The 21,000-nt window shown below is 53.5% G+C and carries 22 protein-coding genes and 1 riboswitch; of the genes, 18 read left to right on the forward strand and 4 right to left on the reverse strand.

Going from position 1 to position 21,000, the window contains the following annotated elements; translation table 11 throughout:
• Nucleotides 1-104: 104 nt before the first annotated feature.
• The 5 genes from NST69_RS08460 (at nt 105) to pyk (ending at nt 4,721) form a co-directional block, all read left to right on the forward strand.
• Nucleotides 105-605 (forward strand): phosphatidylglycerophosphatase A, encoded by a 501-nt coding sequence (locus NST69_RS08460; protein WP_036725608.1) that lies wholly within the window; start codon nt 105-107, stop codon nt 603-605.
• Between the two features lie 147 nt (nt 606-752).
• Nucleotides 753-941, forward strand: coding sequence for a hypothetical protein (locus NST69_RS08465; protein ID WP_036725605.1), 189 nt, complete (start codon nt 753-755; stop codon nt 939-941).
• A gap of 84 nt (nt 942-1,025) precedes the next feature.
• Nucleotides 1,026-1,919 carry an acetyl-CoA carboxylase, carboxyltransferase subunit beta gene (gene accD / locus NST69_RS08470; RefSeq protein ID WP_076082930.1) on the forward strand — a complete coding sequence of 298 codons (894 nt, stop codon included), beginning with the start codon at nt 1,026-1,028 and terminating at the stop codon, nt 1,917-1,919.
• A 1-nt stretch (nt 1,920) separates the two neighbouring features.
• Nucleotides 1,921-2,922 (forward strand): acetyl-CoA carboxylase carboxyltransferase subunit alpha, encoded by a 1,002-nt coding sequence (locus NST69_RS08475; protein ID WP_076082927.1) that lies wholly within the window; start codon nt 1,921-1,923, stop codon nt 2,920-2,922.
• A 374-nt stretch (nt 2,923-3,296) separates the two neighbouring features.
• Entirely contained in the window at nt 3,297-4,721 is a 1,425-nt protein-coding gene (pyk, locus tag NST69_RS08480) for a pyruvate kinase (protein WP_036725599.1), read from the forward strand.
• 141 nt (nt 4,722-4,862) lie between these two features.
• Here pyk and NST69_RS08485 read toward each other — a convergent pair whose 3' ends face one another.
• Nucleotides 4,863-5,606: a G1 family glutamic endopeptidase gene (locus NST69_RS08485; protein WP_342548994.1), complete on the reverse strand. Its 744-nt coding sequence runs from the start codon at nt 5,604-5,606 to the stop codon at nt 4,863-4,865.
• A 102-nt stretch (nt 5,607-5,708) separates the two neighbouring features.
• Here NST69_RS08485 and NST69_RS08490 point away from each other — a divergent pair, with 102 nt between their 5' ends.
• Genes NST69_RS08490 through NST69_RS08500 form a run of 3 tightly spaced genes read left to right on the forward strand, consistent with a single transcriptional unit; the run spans nt 5,709 to nt 7,847 of the window.
• On the forward strand, nt 5,709-6,890 hold the full coding sequence (locus tag NST69_RS08490; RefSeq protein WP_342548995.1) for an MFS transporter: 1,182 nt from the start codon (nt 5,709-5,711) through the stop codon (nt 6,888-6,890).
• A 49-nt stretch (nt 6,891-6,939) separates the two neighbouring features.
• Complete coding sequence (locus tag NST69_RS08495) at nt 6,940-7,419, forward strand: thioesterase family protein (protein ID WP_339255124.1); 480 nt, start codon at nt 6,940-6,942, stop codon at nt 7,417-7,419.
• Nucleotides 7,420-7,448: 29 nt separating this feature from the next.
• Nucleotides 7,449-7,847: an FxsA family protein gene (locus NST69_RS08500; protein ID WP_036695825.1), complete on the forward strand. Its 399-nt coding sequence runs from the start codon at nt 7,449-7,451 to the stop codon at nt 7,845-7,847.
• 119 nt (nt 7,848-7,966) lie between these two features.
• Here the strand turns inward: NST69_RS08500 and ytvI are convergent, their stop codons facing one another.
• Complete coding sequence (gene ytvI, locus NST69_RS08505; protein WP_342550118.1) at nt 7,967-9,082, reverse strand: sporulation integral membrane protein YtvI; 1,116 nt, start codon at nt 9,080-9,082, stop codon at nt 7,967-7,969.
• A gap of 391 nt (nt 9,083-9,473) precedes the next feature.
• On the opposite strand from ytvI, the gene citZ reads away from it, so the two are divergent.
• From citZ to NST69_RS08530, 5 genes are all read left to right on the forward strand, one after another.
• On the forward strand, nt 9,474-10,586 hold the full coding sequence (gene citZ / locus NST69_RS08510) for a citrate synthase (RefSeq protein WP_036725592.1): 1,113 nt from the start codon (nt 9,474-9,476) through the stop codon (nt 10,584-10,586).
• 102 nt (nt 10,587-10,688) lie between these two features.
• Nucleotides 10,689-11,984 carry an NADP-dependent isocitrate dehydrogenase gene (gene icd, locus NST69_RS08515; protein WP_036725590.1) on the forward strand — a complete coding sequence of 432 codons (1,296 nt, stop codon included), beginning with the start codon at nt 10,689-10,691 and terminating at the stop codon, nt 11,982-11,984.
• A gap of 100 nt (nt 11,985-12,084) precedes the next feature.
• Nucleotides 12,085-13,026, forward strand: a complete 942-nt coding sequence (mdh, locus tag NST69_RS08520; protein ID WP_036725589.1) for a malate dehydrogenase — start codon at nt 12,085-12,087, stop codon at nt 13,024-13,026.
• 49 nt (nt 13,027-13,075) lie between these two features.
• On the forward strand, nt 13,076-13,501 hold the full coding sequence (locus tag NST69_RS08525) for a hypothetical protein (RefSeq protein WP_076082918.1): 426 nt from the start codon (nt 13,076-13,078) through the stop codon (nt 13,499-13,501).
• Between the two features lie 181 nt (nt 13,502-13,682).
• A complete protein-coding gene (locus NST69_RS08530) occupies nt 13,683-14,933 on the forward strand; it encodes an S-layer homology domain-containing protein (protein ID WP_036725586.1) in 1,251 nt (416 codons plus the stop codon).
• Between the two features lie 540 nt (nt 14,934-15,473).
• On the opposite strand, the gene NST69_RS08535 is transcribed toward NST69_RS08530, so the two are convergent.
• Both NST69_RS08535 and NST69_RS08540 read right to left on the reverse strand, forming a co-directional pair.
• On the reverse strand, nt 15,474-16,001 hold the full coding sequence (locus NST69_RS08535; RefSeq protein ID WP_342548996.1) for a GNAT family protein: 528 nt from the start codon (nt 15,999-16,001) through the stop codon (nt 15,474-15,476).
• Between the two features lie 16 nt (nt 16,002-16,017).
• Nucleotides 16,018-17,181, reverse strand: coding sequence for an amidohydrolase family protein (locus NST69_RS08540; protein WP_340954520.1), 1,164 nt, complete (start codon nt 17,179-17,181; stop codon nt 16,018-16,020).
• A gap of 289 nt (nt 17,182-17,470) precedes the next feature.
• Here NST69_RS08540 and NST69_RS08545 point away from each other — a divergent pair, with 289 nt between their 5' ends.
• From NST69_RS08545 to NST69_RS08565, 5 genes are all read left to right on the forward strand, one after another.
• Nucleotides 17,471-18,343: an SDR family oxidoreductase gene (locus tag NST69_RS08545; protein ID WP_209872520.1), complete on the forward strand. Its 873-nt coding sequence runs from the start codon at nt 17,471-17,473 to the stop codon at nt 18,341-18,343.
• 158 nt (nt 18,344-18,501) lie between these two features.
• Nucleotides 18,502-19,038, forward strand: a complete 537-nt coding sequence (locus tag NST69_RS08550; RefSeq protein WP_340954518.1) for a hypothetical protein — start codon at nt 18,502-18,504, stop codon at nt 19,036-19,038.
• A 55-nt stretch (nt 19,039-19,093) separates the two neighbouring features.
• A riboswitch (TPP riboswitch) is annotated at nt 19,094-19,196 on the forward strand.
• A 129-nt stretch (nt 19,197-19,325) separates the two neighbouring features.
• A complete protein-coding gene (locus tag NST69_RS08555) occupies nt 19,326-19,997 on the forward strand; it encodes a thiamine phosphate synthase (protein ID WP_340954515.1) in 672 nt (223 codons plus the stop codon).
• The gene (thiS, locus tag NST69_RS08560) at nt 19,994-20,197 is read left to right on the forward strand and encodes a sulfur carrier protein ThiS (protein WP_036725578.1); all 204 of its coding nucleotides are present in this window, start codon (nt 19,994-19,996) and stop codon (nt 20,195-20,197) included. The genes NST69_RS08555 and thiS overlap by 4 nt, the downstream gene beginning before the upstream one ends.
• Before the next feature lie 30 nt (nt 20,198-20,227).
• The gene (locus NST69_RS08565) at nt 20,228-20,992 is read left to right on the forward strand and encodes a thiazole synthase (RefSeq protein ID WP_209872516.1); all 765 of its coding nucleotides are present in this window, start codon (nt 20,228-20,230) and stop codon (nt 20,990-20,992) included.
• Nucleotides 20,993-21,000 lie beyond the last annotated feature (8 nt).

Below are 21,000 nucleotides of genomic sequence, written 5' to 3' on the forward strand. Positions count from 1 at the left end.
CATTAGGGAACCAATAGAGTGAACTTATGAATCTGTCAGGCTTCACTCTCAAGTTCAGCTAAATCATAGCGGGGCATTGTCCCGTGCGGAAGGGGAATGACATCATGTCCTATCAAATGGCGGAGGATCTGCTGGAGCGCCGGGGAGTATCACTGGATTCGATCGCAGAGATCGTCTATATCCTGCAATCGGTCTATTATCCCAGCTTAACGCAGGAGGAGTGCCTGAGCAGTGTCAAGTCGGTCTTGAACAAAAGAGAGGTCCAGTATACGCTCATGACGGGGATTGCGCTGGATGAGCTGGCCGAGAAGAAGCTGCTGCCCCAGCCGTTTCAGGCGGTAATGGAAGCGGATGAGTCGCTCTATGGGGCGGACGAGACTCTGGCGCTGGGCATCACGAGCGTGTATGGAATGATCGGTCTGACCAGCTTCGGCTACCTCGATAAAATAAAGCTTGGAATTATCGGCAAATTGAATGATGATAAGGGGAGCATTCATGTATTTCTGGATGATCTTGTGGCCGGAATTGCGGCTGCAGCTTCAGCCCGGATCGCCCACGGGCATGAGGGTGCGAAGGTCTATCCCCATGTGACCGGGACCGAATAACGGCTGCTCCTGATGCGCTGCGACCGGCCTCCCGGGCCTGAGTCCTTCCTGCCGGGCTTGCTTGCGGGAAAAAAGAAAACTGTGTTATCATAATTTCATTATATTCAGGATACGGCTGGATTCGAGATTAGGGAGGCCTTGCAGGGCATGTGGACGGTAATCTATATAGCGCCGACCGCCAAAGTGGCGGAGATGATTGAGAGGAAGCTTACGGAAGAAGGATTTCTGATTAAATGCCGTCCCATCAATATGTCCAAGCAGCAGTTTGAGATTCTGGTTCCTTCGGGAGAGCTTGAAGAAGTGCAGGAGGTCCTTAATCTGATCCTGCATCCCTGAAGAGTATGGCGTAGAGATTCAAGAACATTCATGACAGCGGCAAGCTGCTATTTACGCAAATAAACGGCTGAAGAGGTGCGACCCTTGTTCAAAGATTTATTTCAGAAAAAACGGAAGTACGCGACTATTCCTTCAGAGCGTCTGGAGCGAAGCGGCGGACCGGCAGAAGGCGAGCGCCCCAAGCGGGAGATTCCCGAAGGCCTAATGAGCAAGTGTGCCAAATGCGGAACAATCCAGTACAGCAAGGAACTGGAGAAGAATTTGAAAGTATGCCCGTCCTGCGGCTATCATATGCGTCTGAATGCAACCGAACGGATTGCGATGATACTTGATCCGGAAGGGTTCATTGAGTTCGACAGCGAGATGGCGTCCATTGATCCGCTGAAGTTCCCCGGCTATGCTTCCAAGCTTGAGCAGCAGCAGTCCAAAACCGGACAAGTTGAGGCTGTAATCACCGGCCAGGGCAGCATCGGCGGACATCCGGTGATTGTAGCCGTGATGAACTTTGAGTTCTTCACAGGCAGCATGGGATCTGTGGTTGGAGAGAAAATTACTAGAGCGGTAGAAGAAGCGACAGAGCGGGGACTGCCGATGCTTATTTTCTCCACCTCCGGCGGGGCCAGAATGCAGGAGAGCATTCTCAGTCTTATGCAGATGGCGAAGACAAGTGCCGCGCTGGCCCGGTTCAGTGAAGCGGGCGGCCTGTATATCTCCGTCATTACTGATCCGACTACCGGTGGGGTATCGGCGAGCTTTGCCAGCCTGGGCGATATTATTATTGCCGAGCCCGGAGCGGTCTTCGGCTTTGCCGGACGGATTGTCATCGAACAGACGATTCGCCAGAAGCTGCCGGAGGATTTCCAGACGGCCGAGTTCAATCTGCAGCACGGACAGCTGGATCTGGTCGTGCACCGTAAGGAAATGCGCTCCACACTCACGAAGCTGCTGGAGCTGCATGATGTGAAAGGGGGATTTTAGGTTGGCAGGAGAGATGCCTTTTGAAATGCCTCTGGTAGAAATGCGCAAAAAAATCGCCGAGCTCAAGCAGTTCGGCGAAGAGAAGGGCATTGATTTCAGCGATGAGGTAGCCCGGCTTGAGGAGCGCTACAGCGAGCTGGAGAATGAGATCTATTCCAATATATCCCCGGCCCAGAAGATGCATCTGGCCCGGCATCACGTACGCCCGACCTCGCTGGATCTGATCGGGCTTATCTTCACGGACTTTATCGAGCTGCATGGTGACCGCCTGTACGGTGACGATCTTGCTGTAGTCGGCGGAATCGCCAAGCTGAACGGCCGGCCTGTAACTGTCATCGGTCAACAGCGCGGCAAGGATACGAAGGAGAATATTCTGCGCTTCTTCGGCAGCGCCCATCCGGAAGGCTTCCGCAAGTCACTGCGCCTGATGAAGCAGGCGGAGAAGTTCGGCCGTCCGATCATCACCTTTGTGGACACCAAGGGGGCTTACCCGGGCAATACCGCAGAGGAACGCGGACAATCGGAAGCGATTGCCCGCAATTTGTTCGAGATGTCCCAGCTGGCCGTTCCGGTCATCTGCGTGATTATCGGCGAGGGCGGCAGCGGCGGAGCCTTAGCGATGGCTGTCGGCAACCGTGTGCTGATGCTGGAGAATGCGATCTATTCGGCGATCTCCCCTAACGGTGCAGCGTCGATTCTGTGGAAGGATGCCACCAAGGCGGAGCAGGCCGCAGAGGCCATGAAGATTACGGCCACCGATCTGCTGGAGATGGAAGTGATCGAGGAGATTATTCCGGAGCCCAGAGGCGGTGCACACCGGGATTACGAAGCTGCGGCGGAGGCGGTTAAGGACACAGTCTGGCGTCACCTGCAGGAGCTGTCCGGTATGGATGCGGCGGCGCTGAAGGAAGACCGTTACCTGAAATTCCGCAAAATCGGCGAGTTTTCCGAGGCGGTGCTGGAGCAGGATGCCGATCAGGATGAAGCGCAAATTGTAGAGTAAGCAGGAGATGCTCTCCGGGGAATTAGCGGCAATGCCGGTACCGCCGGTTTGCACTTTTTAACACATTCCAGCTTATTCCAGGCCGCGAATAGGACAAGACCGGTTATACATTTATTCCCATTCTAATCATCCTGCGCTTCTTGCGGGATGGTTTTTCTTTTATCGGCCATCCTATATTATTCGACTTTAATTTACAGCAAAAACAGGCACTAACATTGATTTTGTGTTCAACATGCAGTAATATTCATAAGGGCGCAATAAAACGTGCATGTCTTTACATGTGATAAAGTTCCTATACAAAGAGCAAGCCTTATAGTAGATTTTGTAGTTGGAAAAGATGAGACAGAGAGAACGAAAAAACGGAGGAAAACCTAATGCGGAAAAGTAAAATTGTATGTACGATCGGACCTGCAAGTGAATCGTTGGAGAATATCAAAAAATTGATTTTGGCTGGTATGAATGTGGCCCGTCTGAACTTCTCCCACGGCGATTTTGATGAGCATGGAGCCCGGATCAACACGATCCGTCAAGCATCCAAGGAACTTGGCAAGACTGTTGCCATCCTGCTCGACACCAAAGGACCGGAGATTCGTACAGGCAAGCTGGAAGTAGAACCGATTGAACTGGTTCAGGATGAGTATCTGACATTGACTACGGAAGAGATCCTTGGCGACCACAACCGTATCTCCATCACTTACAACAACCTGCCTAACGATGTTCAAGTAGGATCGACGATCCTGATCGACGACGGCCTGATCGGCCTTACAGTTGTCGACATTCAAGGCACCGAAATCAAGACCCGTATTGTTAACGGCGGTACGATCAAGAGCAAGAAGGGTGTTAACGTACCAGGAGTATCCATCTCCCTGCCGGGTATTACGGAAAAAGATACCAATGATATCATTTTTGGGATCGGACAGGACATTGATTTTATTGCCGCTTCTTTCGTACGCAAAGCCAGCGACGTTCTGGAAATCCGTGAACTGCTTGCGAAGCATGATGCTTCCCACATCCAGATCATCTCCAAGATCGAGAACCAGGAAGGTGTCGATAACCTGGATGAAATTCTGGCAGTATCCGACGGCCTGATGGTTGCCCGTGGCGACCTTGGTGTAGAAATCCCTGCTGAAGATGTACCTTTGGCACAGAAGCTGATGATTCAAAAATGTAATATCGCCGGCAAACCGGTAATCACAGCTACCCAAATGCTGGATTCCATGCAGCGCAACCCGCGCCCAACCCGCGCTGAAGCAAGTGACGTAGCGAACGCAATCTTCGACGGAACCGATGCAATCATGCTGTCCGGTGAGACTGCTGCCGGGAAATATCCGGTAGAATCCGTACTGACTATGTCCCGTATTGCTGAGAAAGCAGAATCTGCCCTGAACCACCGTGAGATCTTCATGAAGCAGCAGATTGCTCAAGAAACTACTGTAACTGAAGCGATCAGCCAATCCGTAGCGATCTCCGCTCTGGATCTGAATGCTAAAGCGATCATTTCTTCAACGGTAACTGGCCACACTGCACGCGTGGTTTCCAAATATCGTCCTAAATCACAGATCATTGCTGTTACCACCCAGGAAAGAACCATGCGTCAGCTGGCGCTGGTATGGGGCGTAACTCCTGTATTCGGTCCTGAAGCTCATTCTACTGACGAATTGCTGGAAACAGCTCTTAACGGCGGTAAAGCTTCCGGTCTGGTTAAAGCTGGCGATCTTGTAGTCATCACTGCAGGTATCCCGCTTGGACGTTCCGGTTCCACTAACCTGGTGAAGGTAGATACGATTCCAGCCGACTAGGATTTGGAAGAGCTTCTGCAGCACGAATAAGATATAATGATAAGAGCAGTGGCGCTTGATTGCCGCTGCTCTTTTTTGATATCGATAATGCAAATGGATATATTGGACCTGAGTGTCTGGAGCAGACGGCATGTCAGCCTGTTAGGGAGTCGTATAAATAGGGTTCCTGGAATACACAGCAGGAGGACTTTTATGATAGATTCGTCTGACCGAAAAGGCGCTTCCGCAAGAGCGCGGAGGAGAAGGCACGGCCAGCAGCTTCTTATTCTGGATCATAATGCCGCCGTCTGAGGCCTTTAGTCTGGGGCTGCGTCCATTGACCTGGCAACAGGTGAAGCAGACTGTGGATAACTTGGACAGCGGAGCGATATCGAATCCCACCTGCGGTGCTTCGACAATCCATTCGGCTGAGCTTTGCGGTCCGTTATAGCGCTGTACCGTGCGGAAAACCCAGCATTTGCTGAGATTGCGCAGGGTGATGCACCATTTTCCGGGACTGAGCTTGACAATGGAAGCCCGCATATGGTTGCCGGGAGAGACGGGGAGATGAATTACAGTCTCAGAGGCGGGGAGAATCTCCCACCATGCATAATACCTGACTTTGCCGTTCACCGACTCATGGCCGGTGCCGGTCTGGATCAAGCTGCTGTTCTTGAAGCCGTCGATGCCGATCCAGGCCGAGGAGAACGTAGCTTTTTCCGTAGGCTTTACATAAGGGACGATCCAGTCGGCGGATATCTGCCGGTAGCTGCCTTTTTTGCCGGAAATGGCATAACCGCTCCAGTTGCTTGATGTCCAGCCGAAGCCTGAACTGGCGGCTCTGCCCGTATTAAGTTTATCCTTCAGACAGGGTTTGCTTCGTGTTAATCTATTGACTTGGCCCACTTGTCCACCGCCTCATAATAGGTTGTGCTCTATTTAATGCAGCAGGCGGCTATGAAGGTTGGGTATTCTGTTAAAAAGAATGAGAGAGGACTTGTAATCCCCATGGAAAAAATAACAAAGCTGCGCGGGTTCTATCTATTTTTGGGACTGGCCGGAGGCTCCTTCGGCTCTTACCTCTCGCTGCTGCTGAAATCGAACGGACTTGAAGTCAGCCAGATCGGCGTGCTGATGGCTATAGGTACGCTGATCGCCATCTGTGTCCAGCCCTTATGGGGAATGGTCTCCGACCGGTATAACCAGGCGCGGCTGGTGCTGATTCTGAGCGTGGCGGTTCCGGCGGTGCTTGCGGTTCTGTACCGTTCGGAATATTTCATCGTGCTGATGCTGGTGTATACCGTGTCCACGATCTTCTCCTCTACACAGGCGCCTATAGCCGACTCATACGCCATAGCGGCAGCGAACAAGTCTGGGGCCACTTACGGCAGCATCCGCATGATGATGAGCATAGGCGCCGCCGTAGGGGCCATTGCGGGGGGACAGTATGTATCCAAGTTCTCTGTATCGACCATCTGGCTGCCGTTTCTGCTGCTGAATAGCGTCGCTGTAGTGATTGCCTTCACTCTTCCCAAGCAGGCGGAGGAGAATCATATGATGAGCCAGTCCTTCTCCCAGGGGATCAAAAAGCTGCTTGGCAACCGCATCTTCCTGGCCTTCCTGGGCGGGAGCTTTCTGGTCAATCAGACCATGACGGCCTTCGGGACCTATTTCGTGATTGCTTTCCAGTCGGTCGGCGGGTCCACTAGCTCTGCGGGAATCGCTCTGTTCTTGGCGTCGATTACCAATGTTCCGTCTATGTTCTTCGCCTCCCGGGTCATCCGCAGGCTCGGCATGGAGCGGACGCTGCTGCTTGGTGCGCTAATCTATGTGCTGCGCTGGGGCATTCAGGTGGCCTTCCCGTACCCTTCCGTCATGATCGGCGTACAGGTGCTTCACGGCCTCTCGTTCGGGTTCTTTTATATCGCGGCGGTTGAATATGTATCGAAGATTACCTCACCGGAGATGCAGGCGACCGGGCAAAGTGTATTTAACATCGTATTCTCCGGGTTAGCCGGCATTCTGGGCAATCTGCTGAACGGGATGCTGCTGAATCAGGGCGGGGTCGGGCTGATGAACCTCTCCTGTATGCTTAGTGCGGCTGCGGGTGCGGTCCTGCTGTTCTATGTTGCCCGAAGCTCGCGCCGCAAGCTGCCGCTGAAGTCTGCATCCGGCGGTGTCGGCGCTTAAGCGTTCTGCTGGCTACCGGACAGGCTGTATTTTAGAAAGGAGCATGAATATGAATCCGCATCAACCGGGATGGGCCAGCCGCTGGCACAGTACCTCCATCCGTGTACGTTATCAGGAGACCGACCAGATGGGTGTGGTCTATCATGCCAACTATTTGATCTGGTTTGAGTGCGGCCGGACGGAGATGTTCCGTGAGCTGGGCTTCGACTACAAGAGGCTGGAGGGCCTCGGTCTGCTGCTGCCGGTAACCTCTGCAGATTTGCAATTTAAAAGCCCCGCGCGATATGATGATCTTATTACCGTGTATGCGCGGTTAACCACCTTCTCGGCTCTTAGGGTTGTGTATGAATATGAAATCCGCCGGATGGCGGCGGGTCAGGAAGGGCAGGAGCGGACCGCAGGCGAGCTTCTGGTCAGCGGCTCGACGAGCCATGTCTGGCTGAACGGGGAATGGAGGCCGGTGCGGATCGACAGGGCACAGCCCGAGCTGTTCCATGCCATCCTGGCTGCGCTGAAGGAAGAAGAATAGCGTTAACGTAAAGAAGAAGGAGGAGCAGTATGATCAGGAACAAATGGCTGTGGGCCGCCCTATTTGCAGTCCCGGCCGTGGAATTATTCGGTTTCATCTATGTCTCAAGCTTTCTTGGAGCGCCCAAGACGCTGCTGATCATGCTGGCTACTTCAGTCATCGGATTGCTAATGATGCGGTTCGAGGGCAAGAAAGTGCTGCAGGACAGCAGAACACATATGCAGGAGGGCCGGGTGCCCGGACGGACCATGCTGGACGGCTTATGTATTTTCTTCGGCGGTCTGCTGCTGATTCTGCCGGGGTTTGTCACGGATCTGATCGGCTTTACTCTGGTATTTCCGCTGACCCGGCCGCTTTACCGGGTTTTTCTGCTGAAATGGATCGAGAAGAAGATGAAGAACGGCACGTTCACCTTCTACCGCAGGTAAGCGGGTAATAAGGAAGTAATCAGGCTTGTCAAAAGGTGTTCAGTGCAGGATACTGCGGCTGGATGCCTTTTTGGCGTTAGGGAGTGGTGCGGAGCAAAGTTAGTTTCGAACGCGGCCCCCTAATGCAGCCTGCCGCTGAGGATATAAGTGCGCAGGGCGCGGAATACGCCGGCGCGGGCGAATGCGTCGAGAATAACGAGCAGCACCGGGCCGAGAATCAGGCCGAGCATGCCCATCAGCTGAAGGCCGGCGAACATGCCGATCAGCATGGCGAGCGGATCGACGCCGATGCTGCTGGCGAGTACCTTGGGCTCCAGTACCTGGCGGGTGATCAGGATGATGCCGTAGAGCACCAGCAGCCCGATGGCCAGCGCCATGTTCCCGGTCATGTATGAATACAAGGCCCAGGGCAGAATGACGATACCAACACCCAGATAAGGAATCAGATCGACGATACCGATGGTCAGGCCGATGGCGAAGGCTGATTTGACCCCCAGCAGCAGCAGGCCGATGATCACAATTACCGCCGTTACGGAGATCAGCACCAGCTGGGCGCGGATGTAGCCGAACAGCGCTTTGCGCAGATCCTTCCAGATCTCCGACACCGGTCTTAGCAGCGGGGCTGGGAGCCACGCAGTCAGCTTGGCATTATGCCGTTCCCAGCCGGTGCTGAGGAAGAAGGCGGCCAACACGATGACAATCAGAATGGTTCCAAGGCTCGGCAGCGAGGAGATCAGCTTCAGGATGATATTGAAGAATCCGGTGATCATCTGCGTCACGGCTTGGCCGACCGTTTCAGTGGTCCGGTTGATATTGCTGTCAATGGTGGCATGATAACCCGGATTGTCGTGGTAAAACTGGTTGATTTGGTTAATAATATTCTGAATGCTGGCATTACGGCTCAAGGACAGCAGCAGCTCCCGCCACTGATCGGTATGAAGATCGAAGGTCTGGAGCAGCCCGATCAGCTCCTTCACGAGCCGTGTGATGAGAGCGGTCAGTACAAGAGCGATTCCTCCGATGTAGAACAGCAGCGAGAGGGAGACAGCGAGCCAGCCGGGGAGCTTCATCCCCTTAAGGATCAGGACCAGCGGATGCATGAGATAAGCCAGCAGCCAGGCGATCAGCAGGGGGTACAGGAGCGGCAGCAGTACATATACAGCCAGCAGAATCAGGGCGGCGGCAAGCACGACCCAGAGGCCGCGCAGCATTCTTTTAAGCACAAGTGTATCGATCTTCGGTCCCTCCTACTCTGGCGGATTCCAGAAATAACGGCTCGTCTTATATATATTCATAGGGGGTGTGAAAAGACTAGCAGCGCTAGAAAAGGGCAGACAGCGGGCATATTCGTAACCTGGAAGCGCGTTCATGAAACAGGTTTTGCGTTCGTTTTTTTCTATCCCTCCGATAAAATCATTTGATGTCCTGTAAAGCTTCCACGTTGTTCACATAACCGTCAAAATCCGGTATGATAATTAAAGGTTAAAGAGCAGAAATTTAGTTGCAATCTTCTGAGCCGGTCCTGAAGCTTTTTTTCAGAGAGAGTTGAAATACTTGGAAATGTAAATGTTTACATGAGGTTTGAAGCGGCACTATACACTCTTGTTGGCAAAGGAGAGAGATACTATGACAGCTACTAAAGGACTTGAAGGCATTGTTGCAACGACCTCCTCAATCAGCTCTATCGTAGATGGAGTGCTCACTTACCGCGGCTATGATATTGACGATCTTGCGGACCATGCCACATTTGAGGAGACCGCTTATTTGCTGTGGTTCGGCAGTCTGCCGACGGTGCCGGAGCTTGAAGCTCTGCGGCGCGACCTCAGCGCTCACGCTCCGATCCCGGAGCAGGTGCTCACTCAAATGAAGCTGTATCCCAAGGAAGCCAACACCATGGCCGCTTTGCGCTCTGCCGTATCGAGTCTGGCGCTGTACGATGAAGCCGCCGATGATATGAGCAAGGAAGCGAACCAGACCAAGGCGCTGAAGCTGCAGGCGCAGATTCCGACCGTAGTTGCCGCATTGGCACGCATCCGCAAAGGCCTGGAGCCGGTAGCTCCGAAGGAAGGCTTGACCATCGCTGAGAACTTCCTCTACATGCTGTGGGGAAAAGAGCCGGATGCGGTATCCGTCAAGGCGCTGGATACGGCGCTTGTGCTGCATGCCGACCATGAGCTGAATGCTTCGACTTTTGCCGGACGGGTAACGGTTGCGACCTTGTCCGACATCTATTCCGGTGTGACCTCAGCGATCGGGGCGCTTAAAGGGCCGCTGCACGGCGGGGCGAATGAAGCCGTAATGAAGATGCTCGAGGAGATCGGCAGCCTGGATGCGGTAGAGCCGTATATCCAGGGCAAGCTGGAGCGCCGCGAGAAGATTATGGGCTTCGGACACCGTGTCTACAAGAACGGCGACCCGCGCGCCAAGCACCTGATGAAGATGTCCAGCGAGCTGGGCACGATGAAGAATGACACCAGTCTTTATGACATGTCCGTCAAGGTGGAAGAGCTGATCACCAGCCAAAAGGGGCTGAAACCAAACGTCGACTTCTATTCGGCATCGGTCTACACACAGCTGGGGATTGAACGGGAGCTGTTCACCCCTATCTTCGCGATCAGCCGTACTTCGGGCTGGACGGCGCACATTCTGGAGCAGTACGAAGACAACCGTATCATCCGTCCGCGTGCGGAATATACAGGCATGTCCGACATGAAGTACGTCCCTGTAGACGAGCGATAACAGGCCGTCAGGGAGGGCGGCCCTTGCGGGCTGCTCTACCCCTTTAGTACAATGAATGATATGAATGCTTATACATCATACTTTTAGGAGGAATATCTACCAATGTTGAAACTGGAACAATACGATCTGCCCACAGAAGGCGAACAAATTACAATCGAAGACGGCAAGCTGCTGGTTCCGGATCAGCCGATCATTCCATTCATCGAGGGTGACGGGACAGGCCGTGACATTTGGAAAGCCTCCAAGCGGGTGCTGGATGCAGCTGTAGAGAAAGCCTACGGCGGCAAGAAGAAAATTGCGTGGTACGAAGTGTTTGCCGGCGAGAAGGCCTTCAATACATATGGTGAATGGCTGCCGAACGACACGCTGGAAGCGATCCGTGAGTATATTGTGGCCATCAAGGGCCCGCTGACCACTCCGATTGGAGGAGGTATCCGCTCCCTGAACGTAGCGCTGCGCCAGGAGCTTGACCTGTACGTATGTCTGCGCCCGGTGCGCTACTTCGACGGCGTTCCTTCTCCGGTGAAGCATCCTGAGCTGGTGGATATGGTTATTTTCCGTGAGAATACAGAGGATATCTATGCTGGTATCGAATATCAGGAAGGCTCTGCCGAAGTGAAAAAGGTGATCGAATTCCTGCAGAAGGAAATGGGCGTGAACAAAATCCGCTTCCCGGAAACATCCGGTATCGGTATTAAGCCTGTATCCGAGGAAGGCTCGAAACGCCTTGTTCGTTCAGCAGTAGAGTATGCGATCAAGCACGGACGCAAGAGCGTAACCTTGGTACACAAAGGCAACATCATGAAGTTCACTGAAGGCGCCTTTAAGAACTGGGGCTATGAAGTGGCTGAACAAGAGTTCGGCGATAAGGTCTTCACCTGGAACCAGTACGATGTCATCAAGGAACGCGACGGTGAAGCGGCTGCGAATGCTGCCCAGAAGGAAGCCGAAGCAGCAGGCAAGATCATCGTGAAGGATGCCATTGCGGACATTGCGCTTCAGCAGGTATTGACACGCCCGACAGACTTCGATGTCATTGCAACGCTGAACCTGAACGGTGACTATCTCTCCGACGCACTGGCTGCCCAGATTGGCGGCATCGGTATCGCTCCGGGAGCGAATATTAACTATATTACGGGACATGCTATTTTCGAAGCTACACATGGTACGGCACCTAAGTATGCTGACAAGGATGTAGTGAATCCGGGCTCTGTTATTCTCTCCGGCGTTATGCTGCTTGAGCATCTGGGCTGGCAGGAAGCGGCTGACCTGATCTACCAGGGAATGAGTACGGCGATTAACAACAAGACGGTTACTTACGACTTTGCCCGCCAGATGGAAGGCGCGACTGAGCTGAAATGCTCTGCTTTTGCTGACGAGATCATCAACCATCTGTAAGAGGCCGGGCCGGTAAATACTACAGATATAAGCTGCACATCCGTGTAGCTTATATCTATGTTGGCCGCCTTCAGACTATCATCAGGTTAGGAGGGCTACCGTGGCGATCAAACGTTCAAAAATCACTGTCGTAGGTGCCGGATTCACCGGCGCGACCACGGCGCTTATGCTTGCCCAGAAGGAGCTTGGCAATGTAGTGCTGCTTGACATTCCTCAGCTTGAGAATCCTACCAAGGGCAAGGTGCTGGATATGCTCCAAGCGGGACCCGTGCAGAACTTCGATGCTCAAATTACCGGAACTTCGAGCTATGAGGACGCAGCGGATTCTGACATCGTTATTATTACCGCAGGGATTGCCCGGGGGCCCGGCATGAGCCGTGAGGATCTGGTCAATACCAATGCGAATATCGTCAGATCGGTCTGCGGGAATGTGAAGCGCGTGGCCCCAGAGTCCATTGTGATCATACTGACCAATCCGGTGGATGCGATGACATACGTGGCCTATCATGCGCTCGGCTTCCCCAAGAACCGTGTCATCGGGCAATCCGGGGTGCTGGATACGGCCCGCTACTGCACTTTCATCGCTCAGGAGCTTAATGTATCGGTAGAGGATGTACGCGGCTTCGTGCTGGGCGGCCATGGTGACGATATGGTGCCGTTAGTGCGTTATTCCAGCGTAGGCGGTATTCCAATCGAGACGCTTATCCCGGCAGATCGCATTGCAGAGATTGTGCAGCGTACCCGTGTGGGCGGCGGTGAAATTGTCAGCCTGCTTGGGAACGGCAGCGCGTACTATGCTCCGGCAGCATCCCTGGTTCAGATGGCGGAGGCTATTCTCAAGGACAAGAAACGGATCATACCGGTAATCGCTCTGCTTGAGGGTGAATACGGCTATGAGAACCTGTTCATGGGAGTTCCTGCGCTTCTGGGAGCAGAGGGCATTGAGCGGATTTTTGAACTGGAGCTTACGGCGGAGGAACAGGCGGCACTCGACCAGTCCGCTGATTCGGTCCGCGCGGTGACTTCCTCTGTAACCATGTAACCCCGGCAGTCTGCCGAAGGCCTCACATTCAAAATTGGAGGAGATTACAATGGGTCATATTTTCTTTTTTCTGCATATGATCGGGACACTGGCACTCGGTTTCTATCTGGTGCTGCCGTTTATCTTAAGCGGGACGGCTAAGCTGTCCTCCCCGGCGAAGGAAGGCACGCTCAGTGCAATCGGCGGATTCAACCGCTTTGCCCAATACGGGCTGGTGATTCAGCTGCTGACCGGCGGCTACATGATGACTAAGGGCGAGTATTCTGTACCTTGGATGATCATTGTTACGGTGCTTCTGCTGGCTATGTTCGCGTTCGGCGGGATTATGACCAAGCCTCTGCGCCTTGCTGCGGCTGGCATGAGAGAGAACCGCGATGTCTCTGCGGAGACTGCCAAGATCCGTACCATGAGTCTGCTGCTGATGGTCTCGCTGGTCGTCATGATCTTTTTCATGGTCTACAACACAATTATCTAAATAACCTGCTGCCGGATGGGCAGTGTGATAACAGCTCTGGAAGCCTCGGCCTCCAGGGCTGTTTCGCATGTCTGGATGCACATGGTTGGATATTGTTCCCAACGGCTATGTATTCCGGTACACTGTGATTAGGTGCTTGGTTCATTTGGCATCACATACATACTTAGGAGTGAGCGCAGTAATGATAGGAAGAAAATTAGTAACGGTCGGGCTGAGTCTGGGCTTGCTGCTGGGTTCAGCCGGGCATATGTCTGCGGCAGCCGATTATGAAGGACACTGGGCGCAGAAGCAGATGAGCCGCTGGCTGGAAAAGGGATGGCTGAAGGGATTCGCGGACGGGTCAGTCCGGCCGGATCAGGCGATCACTAGAGCGGAATTTATCGCGTTAATCAACCAGTTGGCCGGGCTGACGACTGAGAGCAAGGTGAAGGCTGATTTCAGCGATCTGCCTAAGACGAGCTGGGCATACGAAGAAATCTCGAAAGCGCTGGAAGTGGGCATCATCAAGGGTTACGGAGGCACGATTCGTCCGGGCGATCCCGTTATGCGCCAGGAGGCGGCGATTATGGTGAGCAGAATGATGTATTTTGAGACGGGAAGCACGGAGGTATTATCCATGTTCAGCGATAAGGATCAGATTGCAGGCTGGAGTGAAGCCGATGTCGCTGCACTGATCAATGACGGAGGAATGAAGGGGTACCCGGACGGGCGGTTTGCTCCAGAACAGGCGATGACCCGGGCCGAAGCAATTGCACTGCTGGATTATTACAATGTCACAAGCGGCGGCTTGCAGAGTGTAACTATCGGCCGTTCTGAGGGGCTCGGAAGCTTTAAACCAGGAGCTATCAAATACTATAATAATGTCACTGTATCCGGCTATGATGTGCTGCTGCAGAATCTGAAGATTTTTGGAGACCTGGTCCTGGAGGAAGGAATCGGCAACGGAGAGGTGAACTTGGACAGTGTTGAAGTACTAGGCAAGGTCATCATACAGGGAAGCGGAGATCCCTCAGTGCAGCTCAAAAACACAACCATGAACCAAGTGATTGTGCAGAAGAATAGTGGAACTGCCCGCCTGCTCACCGAAGGTACAACCTGGGTGAAGGCATTGTCGGTACAGTCCGGTGTAAATCTGGAAGAGGGGGAGGGTACCGGAGACGGGTTCACAGATATTGATCTGCCATCCGGCCTTGCAGCCGGGATCGTAGTGACGCTTAACGGCAATTTCGGAGATGTGAACATTGAAGCCAAAGGACCCTTCCTCCACCTGCAAAAAGGCTCCATACGCACGCTTAAGACCGCTGCCACTGCAACAGGGGTTAAGATAGAGCTGGATGAAGGGACAACGGTGACGCAGGCGATTCTAAATACTTCAACAAAGGTTAGGGGTGCGGGTAAGGTTCAGGATGCAATTGTGAAGGAAGATGAATAGAGTTCTGGAAATAAGGCCGTTATCCCAAGGAGTGAGGTCTTGTCATGAGGGGCGATGTACTGCTATGAAGAGATATCGACCCGATGTATGCGAAAACAAACATGTCTTTCAAGGCACAGCTCCAGCATGAAAATGAGCAACGTGGCTAAAAACAGAATGTCGTCTTTTCATTTATTTAACATATGTAACCCGGGAAACTTAACACAAATGGAATGAACGCGCCGCGTAGGCCGAATGTAATCGAAAAACCGAACACAATTGGACTGGACGCGCCAGGTAGGCCGAATGTAATCGAAAAACCGAACACAATTGGACTGGACGCGCCGTGTAGGCCGAATGTAATCGAAAAACCGAACACAATTGGACTGGACGTGCCAGGTAGGCGAATGTAATCGAAAAACCGAACACAATTGGACTGGACGTGCCGTGTAGGCCTGCGTTTATCGCAGAAGACGTGTTTTCACAGATAACCGAATACAATTGCACCATGAAGCCATGTTGGTTTTATGTATGCTAAAAACCGAATACAGCATCCTTCCGCTATATCCCGATAATCGCCCGGTACTCCCGGTCCAGTATCGCATAAAAGTATTGGTTCACCCACTGGTCATTCCAGTGTATTTCTTCCCGGAATACGCCTTCGCGGGTCAGGCCCAAGCGTTCCAGCACCTTGATGGATGCGGTATTGTATTCATTGCACATAGCCACGACTCTGTGGGCCTTCCATTCTTCAAAAGCAAGCTTCAAGGCCAGCTGCGCCGCTTCGGTGCAGTAGCCTTGCCCCCGGTATTCAGGGAAAAGGCTGTAGCCCAGCTCCCAGCTCTCGCGCTCTTTTACATACCAGTGTATGCTCAGTTCCCCTACAGGGGTTGCTTCGGGAGTAGCTAGCCGGATCAGGAATTGTCTATGCCAGTCGCTAGCGATTCGTTCCGTCACCGTCTTCCGGACTGCCTCCTTGTCAGTTGGAATCATATCCTCGAAGGGCCAGAGGGCGGTATTGGTCTCCAGTTCTGTGATGAAATCGATATCGTCCGGGGTGACCGGAGATAGTGTGATTCTTGCATTCATTTTGCAAAACCTCCTGTTAGTATGATTTCGATACGATCTTGCCGTCTTTCATTACCCAGCTGACCTGCCGCAGGTTGTTAATATCCGCCAGCGGATCTCCCCCGACGACCAACAGATCGGCCCTCTTGCCTGTCTCAATGGTACCGAGCTCATGTTCCAGCTTACAGATCTTGGCACCGGTTGAAGTGGCAGCCACAATAATCTGCATCGGGGAGAGGCCGGCCTGGCCTAACAGCTGGATCTCCCTCCACGGCATACCGGCTCTGTACCACGGAGGAGTTTCTTCAATAAAATCATCCCCCAGCCCAATCTCCCCGCCTGCCTGAATAAATCTCCGGACATTATCCAGCCCTTGCTCCAGCAGCGGCGCACCGAATTTGTCCTGGAACATCTGGAGTACGGTGAGGGTGGGGACGATACGGATGCTCCCGCTCACCATTTGCCGGATCAGTTGATCGTCCAGCCGGTCGTAGACCATATGCGCAGCATCGCTGATCCCTGCATCCACCAGAATCTGAAGATTGCGTGCACTTGTAACATGAGCAGACACACAAGCACCCATACTCCTGGCCTCCTGGCAGATCGCTTCGAGAATCTCCTGATTCAGCTGCGGCAGTCCGGCGGTTGCGGGATCGTAGCCGTCTTCCAGCGCTGTTTTGATGAAATGTATTCCTTGTCCCAAGACTTCAAGGACCTTAAGCCGCGCCTCCTCTGCACTCCCTACTCCGATAGGCTCCTGACCACCGTACCCGCCTGGAGCGGTGAATACCTTGCCGGATGTAAGAATTCTGGGAGAATTAGCGTCCTCCAACTGCTGCGTATATGTGACCACATCATCAATCGATGCTGCCGTAGTCATCCCCTCATCCCGGATCGTAGTAATTCCTTCCGCAAGGCACGCGGCCAAATATTCCGTATGATATCCGTGCAGCGGCTCATTCTGTATGTACTTGAAGCTGGTATGGGCATGGGTGTGAATAAACCCCGGCAAAAGGAACAGACCCTCAAGGTCGATCACTGTTGTTGCGGAGTCATGCCCGATTCTCCCGTTAATGTCACTATACTGTGTTATGGTGCCGAAACGGCCATTAACAATCTCAATGCTTGCATGATGCAGCGGCTGCTGTCCGGTTCCATCGATTACAGTTCCGTTCGTCAGCAAGATGCGCTCATTTCCCATGATAGAAGCGTCCCCTCAGTTAAGGTAGTTGTCGTTCCCCACAAAGTATAGGACATTCCCCCTAGCGGATATAGATAATATTCTTTTTGGAAACGTTCGTTGCTTACCGTACTACCGTTCCGATATAGGCACCGTTGAATGAAGATTGGCTGTTTGGGCGGCTGCCAAGTGTGGTAAGTAACATAACGTACAGTCAAGCAGGCACACTGCCTGTGCATAAACACCAGACCTTAAGCCATGCTAACATGATTAATCAACAATACTGTGGACAGCGAAAGGAGAATGGATTATGCCAGACACTAACAAACAACCTGTCAAAACTCTGCCCCCGCAGGTACAGGATCAGCGCCCGGGAATTGAGAGTGAGATGAACCCGCTCCCGGAGTTTGAGACACCTGCGTACAAGGCAGCAGGCAAGCTGCTGGGCAAGGCCGCGCTCATTACCGGAGGCGACAGCGGGATCGGGCGTGCGGTTGCCGTGCATTTTGCCAAGGAGGGCGCGGATGTGGTGATCTCCTACTTGAACGAGCATGAGGATGCGGAAGAGACCAAGCGCCAGGTGGAGCAGGAGGGCAGAACGTGTATTCTGATCGCCGGGGATATCGGGGACGAATGCTTCTGTCAGAGCTTGATTCGCCAAACCGTTGAAGGACTCGGCAAGCTTGACATCCTGATTAACAATGCGGCGGAGCAGCATCCGCAGGACCATATTGAGGACATTACAGCGGAGCAGCTGGAGCGTACGTTCCGGACGAATATTTTCTCCATGTTCTACCTGACGAAGGCAGCTATGCCTCATCTTAAAAAAGGCGCTACGATCATTAACACGACCTCCATCACGGCGTATCGCGGCAGCCCGCAGCTGCTGGACTATTCGTCCACCAAAGGAGCCATTCTCAGCTTCACCCGTTCGCTGTCAATGAATCTGGCCGATAAGGGCATCCGCGTGAACGCGGTAGCGCCCGGACCGATCTGGACCCCGCTGATTCCGTCCACCTTTGACGCGAAGAAGGTCAGTGAGTTCGGCGGCACCCAGCCGATGAAGCGCCCGGGGCAGCCTGAAGAGCTGGCACCGGCGTATGTATACCTGGCCTCGGACGATTCCTCCTATGTGAGCGGACAGGTGATGCATGTGAACGGCGGCGAGGTTGTCAACGGATAATGGGTGCAGAATAAGATCTGGATGCAGATTTGTGTGCAACATATAAATTTTATTTTAAAAAAGCCTAACCGCTTGCCGGCAGGCTTTTTTTCTGCGCTTGTAACTATTACAATATATTTCCGTCTATTTAGATAATTTGATATGAAAAGGGGATAGGGATGCTTAGAAAAAAAGGATTCATTCTATCTGCAGCGGGGATTTTAATTTTTCTGGTAGTGTTCATTTATTGGACTCCTTTTGCAGGGAGAGTTGTGGAAAACACAAGATTGGAAGGATATGCAAAAAGCATTGGGATTAGAATTACACAGGAATCGCCGCCGCTACCCCTTGTTACTTCCGGGAAAACCCAAATTCCGGTTACCCAAGGCAGCTATTGCTGGGGAAAATTAGGATGTGCAGATTATACAGGAGGACAATCCTTGGTACAGGGGGTTACTCCCACTGTTATAGCCCCTGAGGGGGGGATCGATGTTGCTTTTACTTATAAACCGGCACCCGGCGGGTTAACCGTTCAGCAATTTGTCGATGATAAAGAAGTGCAAATTCCATTGAAGAACGGCTCTTTTAATGCTCCAAAAGAACAAGGCGTTTATTACTACGGCATATCAGCATTCTGGACATCCGAGGATGGTAAATTTTCAGAAGGGAGTTCATCCGTGGCTTTTGTAATTGAAGTAAAATCTACGAAAGAATAGCTCTAACAGGAATTATATGCTAATATACAAAAAGCAAGGCCAAACAACCGCATAGAACGATCACTAGGGGAGCCGCAAGGCTGAGACGGGCGTATCTGCTCGGACCCTTTGAACCTGATCTGGGTTATACCAGCGTAGGGAAGTGGAGAACGAATATTGCAGCGGGGGTATACGGCTAATACCGGTATTCCTGTTTCTATTCCAGACTGCTTCCTTTACGGGGGCGGTCTTTTTTGTGTTGTGGAGAGGTGTAGTGTGAGCTGGGACAGACGGGAGGGGGAAAGGCGTTGCACGAAATTCATGTCATCTCAGACGGTCGGCTCCACCCTGAGAAGCTTGCGGAGCTGGCTGCGGCGGTACATCCCATGGTGGATTATATCCATCTCCGGGAAAAAGCCATGTCCGCCCGCGAACTGCTGGCGGCGGCGCAGCAGATGCTTCAGGCCGGGGTTCCGCCTTCGAAGCTGGTCATTAATGACCGGATCGATATTGCCTTGGCCGCTGGGGCAGGCGGTGTACAGTTGGCCTGGCATAGCCTTCCGCCAGCCGCAGCACGCGGGCTTGCACCGGGCCTGCGGATCGGCAGGTCGGTACACTCGCGGGAAGAGGCGGCGGAGGCTGGAAGGCGGGGAGCAGACTTCTGCCTCTACGGGCATGTTTTCCCGACGGCCTGTAAGCCCGGACAGCAGGCACGGGGACTTGCGCAACTGGCCGAGGCTGTCCGCTGGAGCCGCATCCCGCTGATTGCGCTTGGAGGGATTACCCCGGGTAATGCCGGAGCGGTGCTGGCCCAAGGGGCGGCTGGCATTGCTGTCATGTCGGGGATCTGCGGAGCCCCGGACCCGGTGGCAGCGGCCATGGCGTACAGGGAAGCGGTCCACAGGGACAGGGCAGCGGAGCTGGCTGAAGCGCTGGATATGGCTCAAACACAGGGCACAGCAGGAGGTGAACAGGCATGAATGTGACCGTTAACGGAAAGAGGCAAAGAATCGAAGAGAGCTGCCGGACACTGGAGGATCTGCTCTCCCGGCCCGAGTGGGCCGGTAAGCTGGTGATTGTCGAGCTGAATGGTGAGCTTGCTGGCAGAGAGGTTTACGGAGAAACACTGCTCAGTGAGGGGGACCGGGTGGAGCTGGTTCATTTTGTAGGCGGAGGCTGAACACGAAGACTTATCCCAGGAGGCGTTAACATGCAAGATCCATTGATGATTGGCGGAGTGACTCTAACCAGCAGACTGTTCATTGGTACCGGAAAATACAGCCGCAACACCCTCATTCCCGAGGTGATTACGCGATCAGGCTCACAGGTCATTACCGTTGCTCTGCGCCGGGTGGACCCGGAGAGCAGTGACAATATTGTCAGCCATATTCCTTCCCATATGACCTTACTGCCTAATACCTCCGGTGCGCGCACCGCAGAGGAAGCAGTACGGATTGCCCGGCTGGCGAGATCGGCGGGGCTGGGGAACTGGGTGAAGATTGAGGTCATCAACGACCAGAAATATCTGCTGCCGGATAATACCGAGACCATCCGGGCGACCGAGATCCTTGCAGCAGAGGGCTTCGTGGTGCTTCCGTATATGAGTCCTGACCTGTCCGCCGCCCTGCGGTTGAAGGCAGCGGGGGCTGCGGCCGTGATGCCGCTGGGAGCGCCGATCGGGTCCAACCGCGGACTGCAGACCAAGGAACTGATCCGGATTCTGATCTCCGAGACGAATCTGCCGGTGATCGTGGATGCCGGAATCGGCAGACCGTCCGAGGCGGCTGAGGCGATGGAGATGGGGGCCGCAGCGGTGCTGCTTAATACAGCGATTGCCACCGCCTCGGATCCGCTGCTGATGGCAGAAGCCTTCCGTGACGCGGTAGCCGCAGGGCGCAAGGCTTATCTCGCCGGACTGGGGCCTGTGGAAGAGACGGCGGCAGCCTCTTCACCGTTGACCGGGTTCTTGGCCTGACAGATGGA

Origin of the sequence: Paenibacillus sp. FSL P2-0089 (assembly GCF_038595095.1) — a bacterium.
GTDB lineage: Bacteria > Bacillota > Bacilli > Paenibacillales > Paenibacillaceae > Paenibacillus_AQ > Paenibacillus_AQ silagei.

Bases quoted from the DNA above. Each gene is read 5' to 3' on its own strand.
- NST69_RS08495 (WP_339255124.1), top strand. From the start codon at position 6,940: ATGAATCCGCATCAACCGGGATGGGCCAGCCGCTGGCACAGTACCTCC.
- NST69_RS08545 (WP_209872520.1), top strand. From the start codon at position 17,471: ATGCCAGACACTAACAAACAACCTGTCAAAACTCTGCCCCCGCAGGTA.
- NST69_RS08460 (WP_036725608.1), top strand. From the start codon at position 105: ATGTCCTATCAAATGGCGGAGGATCTGCTGGAGCGCCGGGGAGTATCA.
- NST69_RS08535 (WP_342548996.1), bottom strand. From the start codon at position 16,001: ATGAATGCAAGAATCACACTATCTCCGGTCACCCCGGACGATATCGAT.
- NST69_RS08550 (WP_340954518.1), top strand. From the start codon at position 18,502: ATGCTTAGAAAAAAAGGATTCATTCTATCTGCAGCGGGGATTTTAATT.
- pyk (WP_036725599.1), top strand. From the start codon at position 3,297: ATGCGGAAAAGTAAAATTGTATGTACGATCGGACCTGCAAGTGAATCG.
- NST69_RS08525 (WP_076082918.1), top strand. From the start codon at position 13,076: ATGGGTCATATTTTCTTTTTTCTGCATATGATCGGGACACTGGCACTC.
- NST69_RS08565 (WP_209872516.1), top strand. From the start codon at position 20,228: ATGCAAGATCCATTGATGATTGGCGGAGTGACTCTAACCAGCAGACTG.
- NST69_RS08540 (WP_340954520.1), bottom strand. From the start codon at position 17,181: ATGGGAAATGAGCGCATCTTGCTGACGAACGGAACTGTAATCGATGGA.
- NST69_RS08465 (WP_036725605.1), top strand. From the start codon at position 753: ATGTGGACGGTAATCTATATAGCGCCGACCGCCAAAGTGGCGGAGATG.
- NST69_RS08530 (WP_036725586.1), top strand. From the start codon at position 13,683: ATGATAGGAAGAAAATTAGTAACGGTCGGGCTGAGTCTGGGCTTGCTG.
- NST69_RS08500 (WP_036695825.1), top strand. From the start codon at position 7,449: ATGATCAGGAACAAATGGCTGTGGGCCGCCCTATTTGCAGTCCCGGCC.
- citZ (WP_036725592.1), top strand. From the start codon at position 9,474: ATGACAGCTACTAAAGGACTTGAAGGCATTGTTGCAACGACCTCCTCA.
- icd (WP_036725590.1), top strand. From the start codon at position 10,689: ATGTTGAAACTGGAACAATACGATCTGCCCACAGAAGGCGAACAAATT.
- thiS (WP_036725578.1), top strand. From the start codon at position 19,994: ATGAATGTGACCGTTAACGGAAAGAGGCAAAGAATCGAAGAGAGCTGC.
- NST69_RS08490 (WP_342548995.1), top strand. From the start codon at position 5,709: ATGGAAAAAATAACAAAGCTGCGCGGGTTCTATCTATTTTTGGGACTG.